This window comes from Siphonobacter sp. SORGH_AS_1065 (assembly GCF_030818595.1).
Taxonomy (GTDB): Bacteria; Bacteroidota; Bacteroidia; order Cytophagales; family Spirosomataceae; genus Siphonobacter.
On sequence record NZ_JAUTAM010000004.1, the window covers coordinates 3,624,411 to 3,639,289 of the forward strand.

A 14,879-nucleotide genomic window follows, 5' to 3' on the forward strand; every position below is an offset into this window, starting at 1 on the left:
GGCTGTTTTAGTAATAGTGATTCGTTCCGGCCCTGGTTGGTGTCCTCACCAACCATTACTAAAAGCCTAGTGGTTGGCGGAGACACCAACCAGGGCGGATGTTACCATTTAAATGATTTCCATTTCCCGGCCAGACGCGATCAATCGCGTCTCTACAGAAATTTAAAATAGGATACAGTAAACCTACTGACATAGGGCTGTCACTGGGCGGTTTTAGTTTTGAATCGAACCATAAAACAACATAGACGATGGAACTAATTCCCCTGTTTTTGAAAGAAATGGAGCAGGAAGCTCTCACCACCCGCAAATTTATGGCCCTCATTCCCGACGATAAGCTGGATTGGGCTCCGCACCAGAAAAGCATGAAAATGCGTAACCTCGCCACCCACATTGCAGAGCTGCCCACCTGGGTAACCATGGTGTTGACTACCGACGAGCTGGACTTTGCCAAAATTCCTTATGAAGAGAAGAAAATTCAGAATAATGCTGATTTGATGGCTCTTTTTGAGGGAAGTCTGGCGAATGGACGGACGCAGTTAATCCCAGGAAATGAAGCCCTCCTGAATAAACCCTGGACTTTACGAAACGGTGAAATTGTTTACAGCGTTGATCCTAAACACGAAGTAATCCGAATGGCTTTTTCTCAAATTACTCACCACCGGGCTCAATTGGGCGTTTACCTGCGGTTACTTAACATTCCCATTCCCGGAAGTTATGGTCCAAGTGCGGACGAAACCCAGCATTAAGACTAGATAGAGTAGGTAGTATTCTAAATAAATCTTAAAAGCCAATCCCTCGGGTTGGCTTTTTCTGTTGAATTTTAAATATTTGATTATGAGTTACAAACCTTACCTATTTTAACTCCCTTACCTCTATGACTAGTACGCCTACACCTCCTTTATCCTTGTCTAACCATTGGTCTTTTCTACGCCGCTTGGGCATATGGTTTGTAGCCATTTATTCCGTTTGTTACGCTATGCCATTAGTTGCGATGCTGGGGCTAACACCTCTGGTTGAAACCGTAGGGAACTCCGTGTTGAGGATGAAAGATGTCAGGCAGATCACCAACACAGGCAGCGGCGATACTTCTTTTGACTATGCCTATTTAGCTGTCCTAACAACTTTTGCGTTAACGCTTGCCCTGGTACTGGCAATGATTCTTCGAAACCGATTTAATTACCCCTTACTTTACGTACTAACCCAAACCTTCGTGCGGTATTATCTGGCTTATTTCATGCTGATTTACGGCTTTGTTAAAGTCTTTGAAGCCCAGTTCAGATATCCCGATTTCTATACTCTGGAACAAACGTATGGGGACTCCTCGCCCATGGGGATCGTCTGGCGGCTCATGGGGCTTTCCCGACCTTATTCCATTTTTGGTGGTTTAGGGGAAGTGATAGGAGGCTTATTACTGTTTTTCAGACGAACTAAAGCTCTGGGAGCTTTGGTTGTCATTGCCGTAATGACTAATGTGGTCATGCTGAATTTCAGCTTTGATATTCCCGTAAAGCTGTTTTCCAGTTATCTGCTTTTACTGGCTTTTTTTATACTAGCTCCTGATCTATCCGCCCTTTACCATTTCTTCATCCTTCATAAACCCTCCTCACTGAATCGCGAATCGGTAGTGTTATCTAAGAAATGGCATCGCATTACGCACGTAGTTGGGAAAACGTTGGTGATTTTCTTCCTGCTTTTTGTAACGATTAGTGGTCATTCGTGGACGCGAAAACCGGATCATCCCTTGCGAGGTATCTATGCGGTGAAATCTTTTGTCTTGGGAAAGGATACTTTACCGCCGTTAACGACAGATACCGCTCGCTGGAATAAGTTGTTGCTGGAAAACAATTTTGCTGAAATTCGGCTGATGAACCGGAATTCTGAATCTTTTATGTTGAAGATTGATGAAAAAGAAAAAACCATTGCTTTAAAAAGTGACCGGGATTCAACCTCAACCCACCTTTTTCATTACCAGCTTCAAAAGGATAGTTTGAGCATAAGTGGAGCATGGCGAGGAAAAGCCTTGAAAGCAGGATTGAAACGTAAAAAAATCAGCGATTATAACCTGACGGGTCGGGGATTTCACTGGATCAATGAGTATCCTTACAATCGGTAATGGTACAGTTTATTTACGGCTTATCATTAAACATTGGTACAACTAACCATGCCGCATCGTAAGCCATACCTTCCCTCCAAAATCTGTCCTGTTTGCCAGTTACCCTTTAGCTGGCGAAAAAAATGGGAGAAAAACTGGGAAGAGGTGGTGTATTGCAGTGATCAATGCCGGATGAATAAATCAAAAGCCAAACCCAAGTCAGAAACATTATGAAACCTTTTGCCCTGTTCCTATTGCTCATCAGTTTGCTAGCCTGTCAAAACAAAGACAAAGATTCAGTAGTTGGAAAATGGACACTCAGCGGAGAAAATCAGTCGGATACTGGTTTTACCCTGGATAAAGAGGGGATTGCATCGGTTTTTCCTGCGGGTGATATAGACTATCAAACCTGGGAAATGCAGGGGGATAACCTGCTTCTGCACGGCAGAAAGCAACAAAATGGTTCGACTAGTCCCTATGATCATACGCTTAAAGTTATCTCGATTAAGGATAATACCTTGATCGTAGAAACGGAAGACGGCCAAACCCTGACGTATACCAAGACGCTGGATTCGGCTCAGGAAAACGAAGAGGAATGTTATGCTTACATGACCGCTAAAGACACGGTTTATCTACACATTTCCAGAAAGAACCGAAACATTACTGGAGACTTAACCTACAAGCTTTACGAAAAAGATAGTAATCATGGCTCACTGGATGGTCGTGTAAAGGGAGATACCCTCCTGGCAGAGTATAGCTTCAGTGCGGAAGGTCGGTCGTCGGTTCGGGAAGTGATTTTTCTGAAAAAAGGCGATACGTATGTCGAGGGGTTTGGTCCGGTGAATGATAAAGAAGGAAAGACCGTTTTTCAGGATCATAAGAATATTACCTTCATCAACGGAATTACGTTGAGTAAGACCAATTGCACGAAATAAGAACCACAGTTTAATAGTATTTTATCATTTATTGATGCAATTTGGAGGCAGTCGGAAACGGCTGCCTTTTTTGTGTTCAGGAAAAGATTTCAGGCTTTATTTTTAGTGGTTCATTTCAACTCTTACCCTATGCAAAACCGTTTATCCGCCCGCTGGATTCCCAGTTTTCTTGCGACTATTATTACCACTTCCTTCGTATACGCCCAGCAAACCGTCATTCCCATCGAAACCGAGCAGAACGCTCTGGTATTACAAACCGATGGTAGCAAACGGGTGGGGATTAGTTACTTCGGTACGCGGCTGCAACAAGCGAATGAATATGCTCTGGTAACGAAAGAAAGCCGCCAGAATGACGAAAACTCGGGGATTTCTAATTCGGCTTATACCCCCAGTGGAACCTGGAATCTTTTCGAACCCGCCATTCGAGTTACGCATGCCGACGGGAATACTTCGCTGGAGTTACAATACCAGAGCCATCAAACGCAGAAAGTGGATGATAACGTTACGCTAACTACCGTAGTACTGAAAGATCCCGCCTATGCCGTTGAGGTAAGCCTGTATTATAAAACCTACCGGAAAGAGAACGTAGTGGAGCAATGGAGCACGATTCGTAACAACGAAAAAGGGACGATTACGCTCAATAAATACGCGTCGGCAAACCTGTATTTTGTGGGACAGTCTTTCCATCTCACGCATTACCACGGGAGCTGGGCTCACGAAATGAATCCCGAAACCACCGAATTGAAGGCCGGAATTCTCTCGCTGGATTCCAAATTAGGCACGCGGGCAAACCTGTTTCAACCGCCGAGCTTCATGCTTTCGTTTGATCAAAAGGCTACGGAAGAAACCGGGAAAGTATTACTCGGAACGTTGGGCTGGTCGGGTAACTTCAAGATTGATTTTGAGACCGATACGTATAATAATCTTCGTGTAATCGCGGGGATTAATCCTCATGCCTCGGAATATCCGTTGACCAGTGGACAGGAGTTGAAAACGCCTTCGTTCATTTATACGTTCTCGGATCATGGCAAAGGAGAGGCCAGTCGTAACATGCACCGCTGGGCTCGTAAGTATCGAATTCTGGACGGCGAAGGCTCGCGTCTGACACTTCTGAACAACTGGGAAGCGACGTATTTCGATTTTGATGAGCAGAAGTTAACCGGACTTTTCGCAGATGGTAAAAAATTAGGCGTGGATCTGTTTCTGTTGGATGATGGCTGGTTCGCTAATAAGTATCCCCGGAATGGTGATAACGCGGGTTTGGGTGACTGGAAAGAGAATGTCAAAAAGTTACCTCATGGCCTTGGTTATCTGGTAAAAGAGGCTCAGAAAGCCGGGGTAAAATTCGGTATTTGGGTTGAACCGGAGATGGTGAATCCCAAGAGTGAACTCTACGAAAAGCACCCGGATTGGGTAATCAAACAGCCCGAGCGTCCTGAACATTATTTCCGTAATCAGTTAGTACTGGATTTATCTAATCCTAAAGTTCAGGATTTTGTATATGGTATATTGGACGAGTTATTCACGAAAAATCCTGATCTGGCCTTCATTAAATGGGATTGTAATGCAGTAATTTATAATGCTCACTCGGAGTATCTGAAAAACAGCAAACAGGCCGACTCGAAGCTTTACGTGGATTATGTGAAAGGCTTGTATAAAGTATTGGAACGGGTTCGGGCGAAATACCCCAAAGTACCCATGATGTTATGCTCAGGGGGCGGTGGCCGCGTAGATTATGAGGCCCTGAAATATTTCACCGAATTTTGGCCGAGTGATAATACTGATCCGCTGGAGCGGGTGTTTATGCAGTGGGAGTATTCGTACTTTTTCCCAACCATTGCTCATTGTAATCACGTAACGGATTGGGGCAAGCAACCACTGAAGTATCGAACGGATGTGGCAATGATGGGTAAGTTGGGTTACGATATTGTGGTAAGTAAGCTGGACGAAAAAGACTTTGAATTTAGCAAGCAATCGGTAGAGACCTATAAAAAAATCAGCGATCTGGTTTGGCACGGAGACTTGTATCGATTGGCTAATCCTCGCGAAAATGAGTATGCTTCCTTGCAATTCGTGAATGAAAATAAATCGCGGTCGGTTTGGTTTACCTACATGGTAAGCAGTCGGTATGGCGTAGGTACAGGCCGACCTATCGTATTAAAAGGCCTGGACCCCAAGAAAAAATACGCTTTGAAAGAACTGAACTTATACCCCGGCACAAAGTCCAGCATTACGCCTGACGCCGCGTATACCGGAGATTTCTTGATGAGCGTGGGTTTCAATCCCGCCGCTAACCTGAAGCGTACCAGTGTTATGATTGAATTAACGGAAGTCAAATAAAAGAACGAATTATTGCCCTAGCGAAAAGAAACTATTCAGCCGAGTAGTTTCTTTTTTTTTGTTGATTATCAGTGGATTAAAGGAAAGTGTAAAAACAATTCCTAAAAAATCTCAACAATCGAAAACTAATTTTCACAAAATAGGCTTTGTATTATATGTACCGACATTTAATGTGAAAGTCAATATTTATCCTTCATAAAAAAGAACATCATGAGTTCCCTTATTGAAAACCTGGAATGGCGTTACGCTACAAAAAAAATGAATGGTGTAGCGGTTCCACAGGAAAAAGTAGACATTATTCTGGAAGCGGCTCGTTTAGCTCCAACTTCGTCTGGATTGCAGCCTTTTGAAATTCTGGTGGTAACAAATCCTGAACTGAAACAACAAATTCGGGCGATTGCCAACGATCAGAGTCAAGTTACAGACGCGTCACATGTACTGATTTTCGCTGCTTGGGATGATCTGGATGCGAAACGGATTAATGACATGTTTCTCTACACCACTCGCGAACGCGGTTTACCCGATGACCGAATGGATAGCTATAAAAATTACCTGTTATCGGTGTACGGATCGAAAACGGCTGAAGAAAACTTCCAGGCTACGGCTCGTCAGGCGTATATCGGTTTCGGAATAGCTATTGCGGCTGCCGCTGAGCAACGCGTAGATGCTACGCCCATGGAAGGCTTTAACGCTCCTGCTCTGGATGAGTTATTGAATCTGAAAGAAAAAGGCCTTCGCAGTGTAACGCTATTACCGCTGGGTTATCGTGATGAAGCCAATGACTGGCTGCACGGCATGAAGAAAGTTCGTAAGCCGAAAGAACAATTCATTACTGAATTAAGCTAAGACGCTTTTCCCCTTTGAAAGCCATGAATAATGAGGACGGTTCAGCTTAGCTGAATCGTCTTTTTGTTTGAGGGAGTTTGATTGAGGTTTGAATGTTCGATGGGTTTGGGTTCTGTGTTTTGAGGGTTGGCTTTGTTTGAGTGTTTAAATAAAGTTTACTAATCATAAAACGCAGAAAGGCTGGCGTTGAGCCAACCTTTCAAACGTATATCAAACTTAGCTTTGACCAATCACTTTCAGACAAACGTCAAACCTTCTCCAACTAATTAAAGAAATCCTTCATTTTTTCGAAGAAGCTCTTGTCATTTTTCGTAGGGCGAGGCTGGAAGTTAGGCGAATTGCGGAGTCTTTCCAGAATTCCTTTTTCTTCCGACGATAACACGCGTGGCGTCCAGACGTTCACGTAGATCAATTGATCGCCTTTGCCGTAGCTATTCAAATGCGGAATGCCTTTGCCTTTCATGCGAAGAATCTTACCACTCTGAGTACCGGCTTCAAGCGTAATTTTCGCCCGGCCTTCAATGGTAGGAACTTCAACGGAAGTACCTAAAGCTGCATCAACGAAGTTTACGTACAACTCATGAACCACGTTGTTACCATCGCGTTTCAGGTCTTCGTTTTCTTCTTCTTCTACGACGATAAGTAAGTCGCCCGCCACGCCACCGCGAGGAGGAACGTTACCTTTACCGCTCATGGAAAGCTGCATGCCTTCGGCAACCCCAGCCGGAATTTTAATAGAGATTACCTCTTCTGCCAGCGTGCGGCCTTCGCCCATGCAAACGTCACATTTTGAATCAATGATCTTGCCTTCGCCGTTACAGGTAGGGCAGGTGCTGGCTGTAACCATCTGGCCCAGCATGGTTTGCTGCACGCGACGAACCTGACCCTGACCATTACAGGTAGGACAAGTTCGCAGGGAAGTTCCATTTTTAGAACCGTTACCACCGCAGGCATTACAGGAAACGTGACGCTTTACCTTGATTTTTTTCTCAACGCCATTAGCCACTTCCTGTAAATCCAGTTTTAGCTTGATGCGTAGGTCAGAACCTTTACGCACGCGTTGCCGCTGACCACCGCCGCCGCCAAAACCACCACCAAAGAAGCTACCAAACGGACTACCTTCTCCGAAAATATCGCCGAATTGGGAGAAAATATCTTCTGCGTTTTGTGGGCCAGAGTAACCACCTCCCATACCCGCATGACCGTATTGGTCATAACGAGCTTTTTTATTAGGGTCGGAGAGAACTTCGTAAGCCTCAGCCGCCTCCTTAAATTTATCTTCTGCTTCGGGGTTATCGGGGTTCTTATCCGGGTGGTATTTAATTGCCAGCTTCCGGTAAGCCTTCTTGATCTCGTCTTCCGACGAAGATTTGGTTACCCCTAATATTTCATAATAATCACGCTTTTGTGCCATCGTTTCTTAAAAAATGAGGAGAGAAAGACCACTGGAGAGAACGAAAATTTTTGTCTCTCTAGAATTCAATTACGCTCCAACCACAACTTTGGCAAAGCGGATTACTTTATCACCCAGGTAATAACCTTTTTCAACTTCCTCCACAACCTTTCCTTTGAGGTCTTCGGAAGGAGCGGGGAATTGGGTAATACTTTCGTGTAAATCAGGATCAAAAGGTTGGCCTTTGGACTCCATAGGTTTCAGTCCCTTGGCTGCCACTGCTTTTACCAGTTTGTTGAAAATCAGGTCAATGCCTTCAGTTTCAACTTTACCATCTGGTCCATAGTTTGCCTGAGCACGTTCAATATCGTCCAATACGGGCAAAATGGCTTTGATAACTCCTTCCGAAGCAGTTTTCACTAATTCTTCTTTCTCGCGTAGGGTGCGTTTACGGAAGTTATCAAATTCGGCGGCGAGGCGAACGTATTTATCTTTCAGGTCTGCAATTTCAGCCTGAGCTTTGTCAGCTTTATTATCAACAGGTTGCTCCGAAGTTTCAGCGGTGGGAGTACCTTCGGAGTTATCCGTTGCGGGTTCAGCCTGAGGAGCCTTTTCGTTTTCTTCGGGTTGCGTAAATTCCGGATTCGTCATGTCTTTTCGTACCTTGTTACTGTTAGCCTAACTACAAAATTACTTTGCCATTTGGGTTTTCGCTGACAGAATGACATTTTAAATGAAGTTTTTTGAGGAACCCATAGCGTCAAACCGTCCTGAAACCCACGACATCGGGTAGTGATGCTGGCTAATTATGCCGTAACTTTGCAATGGAATCTCCAGTACCTACTACAGCTGGGAACCCGTAGAGTTGACCAAATAGCCATGACTGTATCAGAAATTATTCAGCAACGCAATGCGTTAACAATCAAAGAAATTGCCCGGGATTTAGGGTTCGATTTCTGTGGCATTTCGCGAGCTGATTTTCTGGAAGAAGAAGCCCCCCGGCTGGAGAAATGGCTAACCCTCGGCAAACACGGTCAGATGCAGTACATGGAAAACCATTTTGACAAACGCCTTGATCCCAGACTGCTGGTAGAAGGGGCTAAATCGGTGGTTTCTTTGTTATACAATTATTACCCTTCTGAAACCTTGCCTGCCGAAGACGATGACCTGAAACTTTCCAAGTACGCCTACGGAGTAGATTATCACTTTGTAGTGAAAGATCGGTTGAAAGAGTTTCTGCAACGAATTCAGGACCAAATCGGCCAGGTGGACGGACGCTGTTTCGTTGATTCGGCTCCGGTAATGGAAAAGGCCTGGGCAAAAAAAGCGGGGCTGGGTTGGGTTGGTAAAAATAGTAACCTCATCACTCGAAAAAGCGGCAGTTTTTTCTTCATCGCCGAATTAATTATCGATCTGGAATTGCAGCCCGACGGCCCAATGGCCGATTACTGCGGTACCTGTACCCGTTGCATTGATGCTTGCCCGACCGACGCGATCTCTGAACCGTATTCGGTGGATGGCAGTCGTTGCATTAGTTACCTCACGATTGAATTAAAGGATGCCATTCCAAATGAATTTCGGGGAAAAATGGAAAACTGGTTTTTTGGTTGTGACATCTGCCAGGACGTTTGCCCCTGGAATCGTTTTTCCCAACCCCACCGCGAATCGGCCTTTGATCTTCCCCAGGAATTGAAATCCTGGCAAAGCCGTGATTGGCAAGAACTTACCGAAGAAACCTTCAGAAAAGTCTTCAAAAAATCGCCTCTCAAACGAACCAAATACGAAGGTCTTCAACGAAATGTGCTATTCCTGACTACCGAAGAAAAATAAAATTGGGGAAATTATTCAACAAATTAACATAGCATAAGGGCTGGAATGAGCTTTTTTTAAGTCGCAGTATACAAATATTTATACTTGCTTCAATCATGAAAAAGTACAGTTTATTATTCCTCCTCTTTGCAAGCATTATTGGAACGAAGGCTCAAGCTCAGGACAACCTTTCCTGGGGCCCCATGGGTGGTTTATCAATAGCTACCTTTCGCGGGGGTGGAGCGGGCAACACAACCTGGAAAACGGGTGGAACCGCCGGTTTATTCATCAACTATAGTGTAAACGAACACTTTGGTGTGGGTGGTCAGGTGCTCTACACCCAGCTCGGAGCTAAGAACCGACTGGCAGATCAGCAGATCAGATTAAACTACCTGCAAATCCCAATTCTGGCGACCTTTTACCTGAACGACCGTGGACATGCCCTGCGTCCTAAGCTATTCGCTGGACCTTACGTTGGTTTTCTCCTGGCGGCTCGTAATCAAAACGGCGACAACATCAACGTCAATCGTCAGAACTGGACGGCGGCTGATGCCGGTGTGCACTTGGGCGGGGGATTCAACTACCGCATTCAAAACAAAGTCTGGCTGAATTTCGACGTTCGTTACGGCTTAGGGCTGGTTGACGTAGCCAAGCCGATTTACGGAAGCGGCGATGTGTACCACAGCAACTGGGGCGTTAATCTCGGGTTAAGCTTCCCGTTGGGTAACTATAACTCCCGCACTGGTAGAATTCGCTAATAGCAGAGCTAAAGATTCTTAACTTACCTTCAAACTAATGAAATATGCCGCTGGCCGTAGAGGTCAGCGGTTTTTTTGTGCGGGTACTGGCCGGGTTTTATTAAGGTTTGGAGGAATCCACTAGAACGAAACTGCTAAACCATGGTCATCATTGAAAACGCTACCCTTGCCATTATCTTTTGCCTCATTACCATGCTTTGCTGGGGCTCCTGGACAAGCGGTCAGAAACTCGTTACGCAATCCGCTCCACTGTCCATCTTTTACCGTGATTACGTTTATGGGATTTTCATTACTGCTCTTGTATTGGCTTTCACGCTAGGCAGTTTGGGTTCTAACGAGCGAGCCTTTCTAGACGATATTCAGCAGGCAACCTTGCGAAATATGGCTCTGGCCGTAGTAGGAGGTATGATCTTCAATATTGGAAATACGTTACTTACCGTGGGAATTAATATTTCAGGTATTGCCGTAGCCATGCCCGTCGGTACAGGTTTGTCATTGGCTTTAGGACTGATTGTTAACTACATAGCTAAACCTGAAGGAAACGTAGGGTTACTTGCCATTGGGGGCGGCCTGGTGCTGGCTTCAATCGCGGCCTGTGCGTTTGCCTATAAAGCCAAAAATGAAGAAGAGGAGGAAGACGAAGGTTCCAGTACCAAGGGCATTTGGGTAGCTCTGGCGGGCGGGGTCTTCTCGGGTTTCTTTTTTCTACTGGTTACCCAATCCATTGTGGAGGATATTGCTTTACCTGAAGCTGAAAAGCTTACGCCCTACACGGGCTTTGTGTTGTTTGCGTTGGGAATTTTGATTAGTAACCCGCTGATAGAATGGACCGTGAAACGACTAAAGTTACTCGAAGGAGAAGACGAGGTGCGGTATGGAGACGTTTCTGCCAAAGAACATGGACTGAGTCTGGGCAGTGGATTCATCTGGGGAATCGGAATGATTACACTCCTGTTGGGTTCGCAGGATGCGGGCGGAGCTGTTTCTTACGGGTTAAGCCAGGGAGCAACGGTTGTGTCGGTTCTTTGGGGACTTTTGGTCTGGAAGGAATTTGAAGGAGCACCCGCCAAAGCCAAACGTTATTTATGGATCATGGGCGGAACTTATGTGGTCGGGTTAATACTCATCGTCATGGCTCGGGCCAATGCCGGATAAACCAAGAGCCGGAATAAATCCGGCTCTGGTTCTTAATTAAGTTCGTATGATTACTTAATAATGAATAGTTTGATGTTAAGTTATTGACTGTGAGTTTACTAGCTGATGACCGCAACGGCGGTCGCTAAGTCCTGCCCATTACTTAGTAACTCATCTCCACAATCTTCTTCACGTCCGAAGGTTTCAGGTCTTTATATTCCCCGATGCCCAGCCAGTTTCGTTGCGTAAATCGTTGCTCAATTTGCTCAGCCGTGTTTTCGAACTGATCGGTATAGGCAGACAATTTGGTTTGAATATGCAGCGAATGGAAAAACTCTTCCGTTTTTACAATGGCCCGTTCCGCTTTCTCTTCCGTCGTTCCTTCCGTAATCTGCCAAACCCGTTCGCCGTATTGAGCGAGTTTCTCTTTCTTCCGCTCGAAATTGTAACGGTAATGGCTGGGGGCAATAACCGCCAGTGTACGGGCATGGTCAATGCCATACAGGGCCGTTAACTCGTGACCCATGGCATGAACGGCCCAGTCGGTGGGAACCCCTTTCTGAATCAGTCCATTGAGAGCCATGGTGCAACTCCACATAAAGTCAGCGGCCGCTGAATAATCCGCTGGGTTTGCCATGACCAGCGGGGCCACTTCAATTAGCGTTTGCATAATGCTTTCCGCAAAACGATCCTGTAAACGGGCATGAATCGGGTACGTCATGTATTGCTCCAGCACGTGCGTAAAGGCATCGGTAATTCCGTTCGCAAGCTGCCGCGGAGGAATGGATTGAATAACCTGAGGATCAAGAATGGAGAAAACCGGGAACATGCCGGGTCCGCCGAAGGATAATTTTTCCTGCGTTTCTGCCCGACTGATGACCGAACCCGAATTCATTTCAGAACCCGTAGCGGGCAGGGTTAAGACAGTGGCAAAGGGTAAGCCTTTCTCAAAACGAATGCCTTTGGAAAGAATATCCCAGGGTTCGTCTCCTTCGTATAAAGCCGCCGCCGAAAGAAACTTGGCCCCGTCAATAACTGAGCCGCCACCCACGGCGAGGATGAAAGTAATGGACTGATCCTTAATAATTTGGAGGGCCTTTAAAAGGATGGCGTATTCGGGGTTAGCGGGAACGCCGCCGAATTCAACTACCTCAAAACCTTGGAGTGCTGCAATGACTTGTTCGTAAACGCCGTTTTTTTTGATACTTCCACCACCGTACAGCAACAGAACTTTAGCATGGGCTGGTAGCTCGGTGGATAATTTTTCAATTTGGCCCTTTCCGAAAATAATTTTAGTCGGATTCTTAAATTCAAAATTTAGCATAATCTCTGAAGGAATTGTTGGGAATTTGGGGGTTTAGAGTTTTGAGTTTGGGGTTGTGAGTTAACTGCAATTGTTGCATGACAACCCCAGCGGGGTTAAATTTCTAATAGCCCCGGGTGATAACCCGGGGAGGGATTGCACCCCCGCATTTCATACGGGGCTATTCATGATTTAACCCCGCTGGGGTTATTTTTTGCGTAATTACCCGAATCTATTAACCCGGGGAAGGATTGCACCCCCGCATTTCATACGGGGCTATTCATGGTTTAACCCCGCTGGGGTTATTTTTCATAATTACCCGGATCTATTAACCCGGGGAGGGATTGCACCCCCGCATTTCATACGGGGCTATTCATGATTTAACCCCGCTGGGGTTGTTTTTCATAATTACCCGGATCTATTAACTCGGGGAGGTTGTCTCCTTGGCACCCCGCATTTCATACGGGGCTATTCATGATTTAACCCCGCTGAGGTTATTTTTTGCGTAATTATCGAGTCCATTAACTGGAAAAGGCTTTCATTCCCACAACCCTGCATTATATGGAGTCAATTCATCAGCTTAACCCCAAACTCAAAACCCTTAACCCTAAACAAAAAAACTAAACCCCGAACTCCTAAACTCAACCCATAAACAGAAAGTGCCCCTTCGGGGGCACTTTACTGATAAGGTATTCAGAATCAGAGATTAAATTTTCCCTTTCAAGGCTTCCAGCCGGGCGTACATTTCCAGCATGGCGGCCTGATCGATTAGCGACTTCCAGGGGCGGGGGCCAACCAGATGTTGCGGATCTTTCTCTTCTTTCCAGATTCGCTCAGCGTCTTTCGCAAATAAACGCAGGTACTGCGGGTCCTTATCCACTTCAAAAAGCTCTACGTACCCCCGTAGCAAAACAACGTTGAACCAGTAGTTTCCCGGAAATTTATGGTTTCGATAAAAATGCTTCTTCGCCGCTTCGGCCACTCGCTTCGCCTCCTTGAGATACGTTTGATCCTTCGTTAATTCATACAAAAGCACGTTAGACTGAAGCATAGTTCCGGTATTATAGGTATAAATGGCCGAGTCGATTTTCATGCTGGGTAACTTCACTGCATCATAATAAACGCCCGATGGAGCCTGCAACTGTTGGTTCGTCCAGCGGTACAGCTCAAGGGCCGTTTGTAGATCTTTCGGGTCTTTCCTAAGTTTATAGAACTGCAAGGCAATGAGAATACCCGGGCCATTTGAACAGGTATTCTTGGTGGTTTTATCATCTTCTTTCCAGTAGATACCGCCGCCGCCCCGCTGATCGTAACCTGTCAGCATAAATTTATAAATCAGCTCTGCCGTTTTGAGGTAAGATGGCTGTTTGGTTCGTTTGTAAGCATCCAGGCAAGCAATCGCAATCCACTGATTATCATCATAGAAACGCGTGTCTGTCATTTCTTTTGTGACATAAGCCTGGTAACCCGGAGCCGGAGGGTTGGCGTTGTAATACTGCTGAATAGTGTGCAAAACGGGTTGAAGGTAAGATGCTCTGGGTTCCAGCACTTCCATTTCATTCGCCGCCTGAACCAGAGCACAAAGCGGCCACAGGTAGGAGTGAGGCTTTTCATTGTGAGCCGCATCGTTCGTCTCTTTATAGAGCCCGGTTGAAGGCTCGTAAAAAACGCTTTGAATATTCTGGTGAATTTGATGCAATCGCTCGGTTTGAGCCCAGCCGGATAAACTAAACGATAGGAATGTTGCCAGCAGGAAGGCAGATTTTTTCATAAAACGTAAGTATAGAGGAATTGTCAATGGTTCATCTATACATAGTGATACGTCACGGTTGGGAACTCTGATAACGAAGAAATTATTCCAAGGTCAGCTTGCTCGACTCCTGTTCCACAAACGCCTGAAAACGTTCCTGCAACTCCATATAAAGGTTAATCCAGCGTTTGCCTTCCGGGGTGATGAGGGCCCCGCCGCCGCGTTCGCCCCCCGTCTGCGTGCTAACTACGGGAGAAGCGGCCTGATTGTTCAGCGATTGGATCAAATCCCAGGCTCGTTTGTAAGACATGCCCATGCCCTTGGCCGCCGCAGAAATTGAGCCAGTCTGTTCAATTCGCTGAAGCAATTCCAGTCTGCCAATGCCCATGAAGCGTTCTTCTCCTTCAATCCAGATTCGCCCGTTTACTTTAAATGCCATAACATCGTCTTATTAGAATTTTCAGTAGCAAAAATAAGGATGAAATGAAAGGGATCGTATTTCGGAACCCTACCTGCTGA

General features: G+C 45.7%; 14 protein-coding genes. 9 read left to right on the top strand and 5 right to left on the bottom strand.

Annotated elements, in window-relative coordinates; translation table 11 throughout:
- Positions 1–248 precede the first annotated feature (248 nt).
- From QE390_RS15700 to QE390_RS15725, 6 genes are all read left to right on the top strand, one after another.
- The gene (locus QE390_RS15700; protein WP_307142832.1) at positions 249–746 is read left to right on the top strand and encodes a DinB family protein; all 498 of its coding nucleotides are present in this window, start codon (positions 249–251) and stop codon (positions 744–746) included.
- A 128-nt stretch (positions 747–874) separates the two neighbouring features.
- Complete coding sequence (locus QE390_RS15705; protein ID WP_307142833.1) at positions 875–2,113, top strand: hypothetical protein; 1,239 nt, start codon at positions 875–877, stop codon at positions 2,111–2,113.
- Positions 2,114–2,161: 48 nt separating this feature from the next.
- Positions 2,162–2,326 carry a DUF2256 domain-containing protein gene (locus QE390_RS15710; RefSeq protein ID WP_106635014.1) on the top strand — a complete coding sequence of 55 codons (165 nt, stop codon included), beginning with the start codon at positions 2,162–2,164 and terminating at the stop codon, positions 2,324–2,326.
- Entirely contained in the window at positions 2,323–3,027 is a 705-nt protein-coding gene (locus QE390_RS15715) for a lipocalin family protein (protein ID WP_307142834.1), read from the top strand. Before QE390_RS15710 ends, QE390_RS15715 begins: the two co-directional genes overlap by 4 nt.
- A gap of 129 nt (positions 3,028–3,156) precedes the next feature.
- A complete protein-coding gene (locus tag QE390_RS15720) occupies positions 3,157–5,367 on the top strand; it encodes an alpha-galactosidase (protein WP_307142835.1) in 2,211 nt (736 codons plus the stop codon).
- A 210-nt stretch (positions 5,368–5,577) separates the two neighbouring features.
- The gene (locus QE390_RS15725; RefSeq protein ID WP_307142836.1) at positions 5,578–6,213 is read left to right on the top strand and encodes a nitroreductase family protein; all 636 of its coding nucleotides are present in this window, start codon (positions 5,578–5,580) and stop codon (positions 6,211–6,213) included.
- Positions 6,214–6,475: 262 nt separating this feature from the next.
- Here the strand turns inward: QE390_RS15725 and dnaJ are convergent, their stop codons facing one another.
- Both dnaJ and QE390_RS15735 read right to left on the bottom strand, forming a co-directional pair.
- On the bottom strand, positions 6,476–7,627 hold the full coding sequence (gene dnaJ, locus QE390_RS15730; RefSeq protein WP_106635012.1) for a molecular chaperone DnaJ: 1,152 nt from the start codon (positions 7,625–7,627) through the stop codon (positions 6,476–6,478).
- Positions 7,628–7,696: 69 nt separating this feature from the next.
- Complete coding sequence (locus QE390_RS15735; protein ID WP_106635011.1) at positions 7,697–8,257, bottom strand: nucleotide exchange factor GrpE; 561 nt, start codon at positions 8,255–8,257, stop codon at positions 7,697–7,699.
- 228 nt (positions 8,258–8,485) lie between these two features.
- Between QE390_RS15735 and queG the strand changes: the two genes are divergently transcribed.
- From queG to QE390_RS15750, 3 genes are all read left to right on the top strand, one after another.
- A complete protein-coding gene (gene queG, locus QE390_RS15740; protein WP_307142837.1) occupies positions 8,486–9,436 on the top strand; it encodes a tRNA epoxyqueuosine(34) reductase QueG in 951 nt (316 codons plus the stop codon).
- A gap of 95 nt (positions 9,437–9,531) precedes the next feature.
- The gene (locus QE390_RS15745; protein WP_307142838.1) at positions 9,532–10,173 is read left to right on the top strand and encodes a porin family protein; all 642 of its coding nucleotides are present in this window, start codon (positions 9,532–9,534) and stop codon (positions 10,171–10,173) included.
- 141 nt (positions 10,174–10,314) lie between these two features.
- Positions 10,315–11,328: a GRP family sugar transporter gene (locus tag QE390_RS15750; protein ID WP_307142839.1), complete on the top strand. Its 1,014-nt coding sequence runs from the start codon at positions 10,315–10,317 to the stop codon at positions 11,326–11,328.
- A gap of 142 nt (positions 11,329–11,470) precedes the next feature.
- Here the strand turns inward: QE390_RS15750 and QE390_RS15755 are convergent, their stop codons facing one another.
- The 3 genes from QE390_RS15755 to QE390_RS15765 form a co-directional block, all read right to left on the bottom strand.
- Positions 11,471–12,631 (bottom strand): iron-containing alcohol dehydrogenase, encoded by a 1,161-nt coding sequence (locus QE390_RS15755; RefSeq protein ID WP_307142840.1) that lies wholly within the window; start codon positions 12,629–12,631, stop codon positions 11,471–11,473.
- A gap of 685 nt (positions 12,632–13,316) precedes the next feature.
- Positions 13,317–14,381: a glycoside hydrolase family 76 protein gene (locus QE390_RS15760; RefSeq protein ID WP_307142841.1), complete on the bottom strand. Its 1,065-nt coding sequence runs from the start codon at positions 14,379–14,381 to the stop codon at positions 13,317–13,319.
- Positions 14,382–14,463: 82 nt separating this feature from the next.
- Positions 14,464–14,799 (bottom strand): winged helix-turn-helix domain-containing protein, encoded by a 336-nt coding sequence (locus QE390_RS15765; protein WP_307142842.1) that lies wholly within the window; start codon positions 14,797–14,799, stop codon positions 14,464–14,466.
- Positions 14,800–14,879: the final 80 nt, after the last annotated feature.

Excerpts from the sequence above, each read along its gene's own strand:
- QE390_RS15710 (WP_106635014.1), top strand. The coding sequence starts at position 2,162 with ATGCCGCATCGTAAGCCATACCTTCCCTCCAAAATCTGTCCTGTTTGC.
- queG (WP_307142837.1), top strand. The coding sequence starts at position 8,486 with ATGACTGTATCAGAAATTATTCAGCAACGCAATGCGTTAACAATCAAA.
- QE390_RS15705 (WP_307142833.1), top strand. The coding sequence starts at position 875 with ATGACTAGTACGCCTACACCTCCTTTATCCTTGTCTAACCATTGGTCT.
- QE390_RS15700 (WP_307142832.1), top strand. The coding sequence starts at position 249 with ATGGAACTAATTCCCCTGTTTTTGAAAGAAATGGAGCAGGAAGCTCTC.
- QE390_RS15760 (WP_307142841.1), bottom strand. The coding sequence starts at position 14,381 with ATGAAAAAATCTGCCTTCCTGCTGGCAACATTCCTATCGTTTAGTTTA.
- QE390_RS15755 (WP_307142840.1), bottom strand. The coding sequence starts at position 12,631 with ATGCTAAATTTTGAATTTAAGAATCCGACTAAAATTATTTTCGGAAAG.
- QE390_RS15715 (WP_307142834.1), top strand. The coding sequence starts at position 2,323 with ATGAAACCTTTTGCCCTGTTCCTATTGCTCATCAGTTTGCTAGCCTGT.
- dnaJ (WP_106635012.1), bottom strand. The coding sequence starts at position 7,627 with ATGGCACAAAAGCGTGATTATTATGAAATATTAGGGGTAACCAAATCT.
- QE390_RS15720 (WP_307142835.1), top strand. The coding sequence starts at position 3,157 with ATGCAAAACCGTTTATCCGCCCGCTGGATTCCCAGTTTTCTTGCGACT.
- QE390_RS15735 (WP_106635011.1), bottom strand. The coding sequence starts at position 8,257 with ATGACGAATCCGGAATTTACGCAACCCGAAGAAAACGAAAAGGCTCCT.
- QE390_RS15750 (WP_307142839.1), top strand. The coding sequence starts at position 10,315 with ATGGTCATCATTGAAAACGCTACCCTTGCCATTATCTTTTGCCTCATT.
- QE390_RS15725 (WP_307142836.1), top strand. The coding sequence starts at position 5,578 with ATGAGTTCCCTTATTGAAAACCTGGAATGGCGTTACGCTACAAAAAAA.
- QE390_RS15765 (WP_307142842.1), bottom strand. The coding sequence starts at position 14,799 with ATGGCATTTAAAGTAAACGGGCGAATCTGGATTGAAGGAGAAGAACGC.
- QE390_RS15745 (WP_307142838.1), top strand. The coding sequence starts at position 9,532 with ATGAAAAAGTACAGTTTATTATTCCTCCTCTTTGCAAGCATTATTGGA.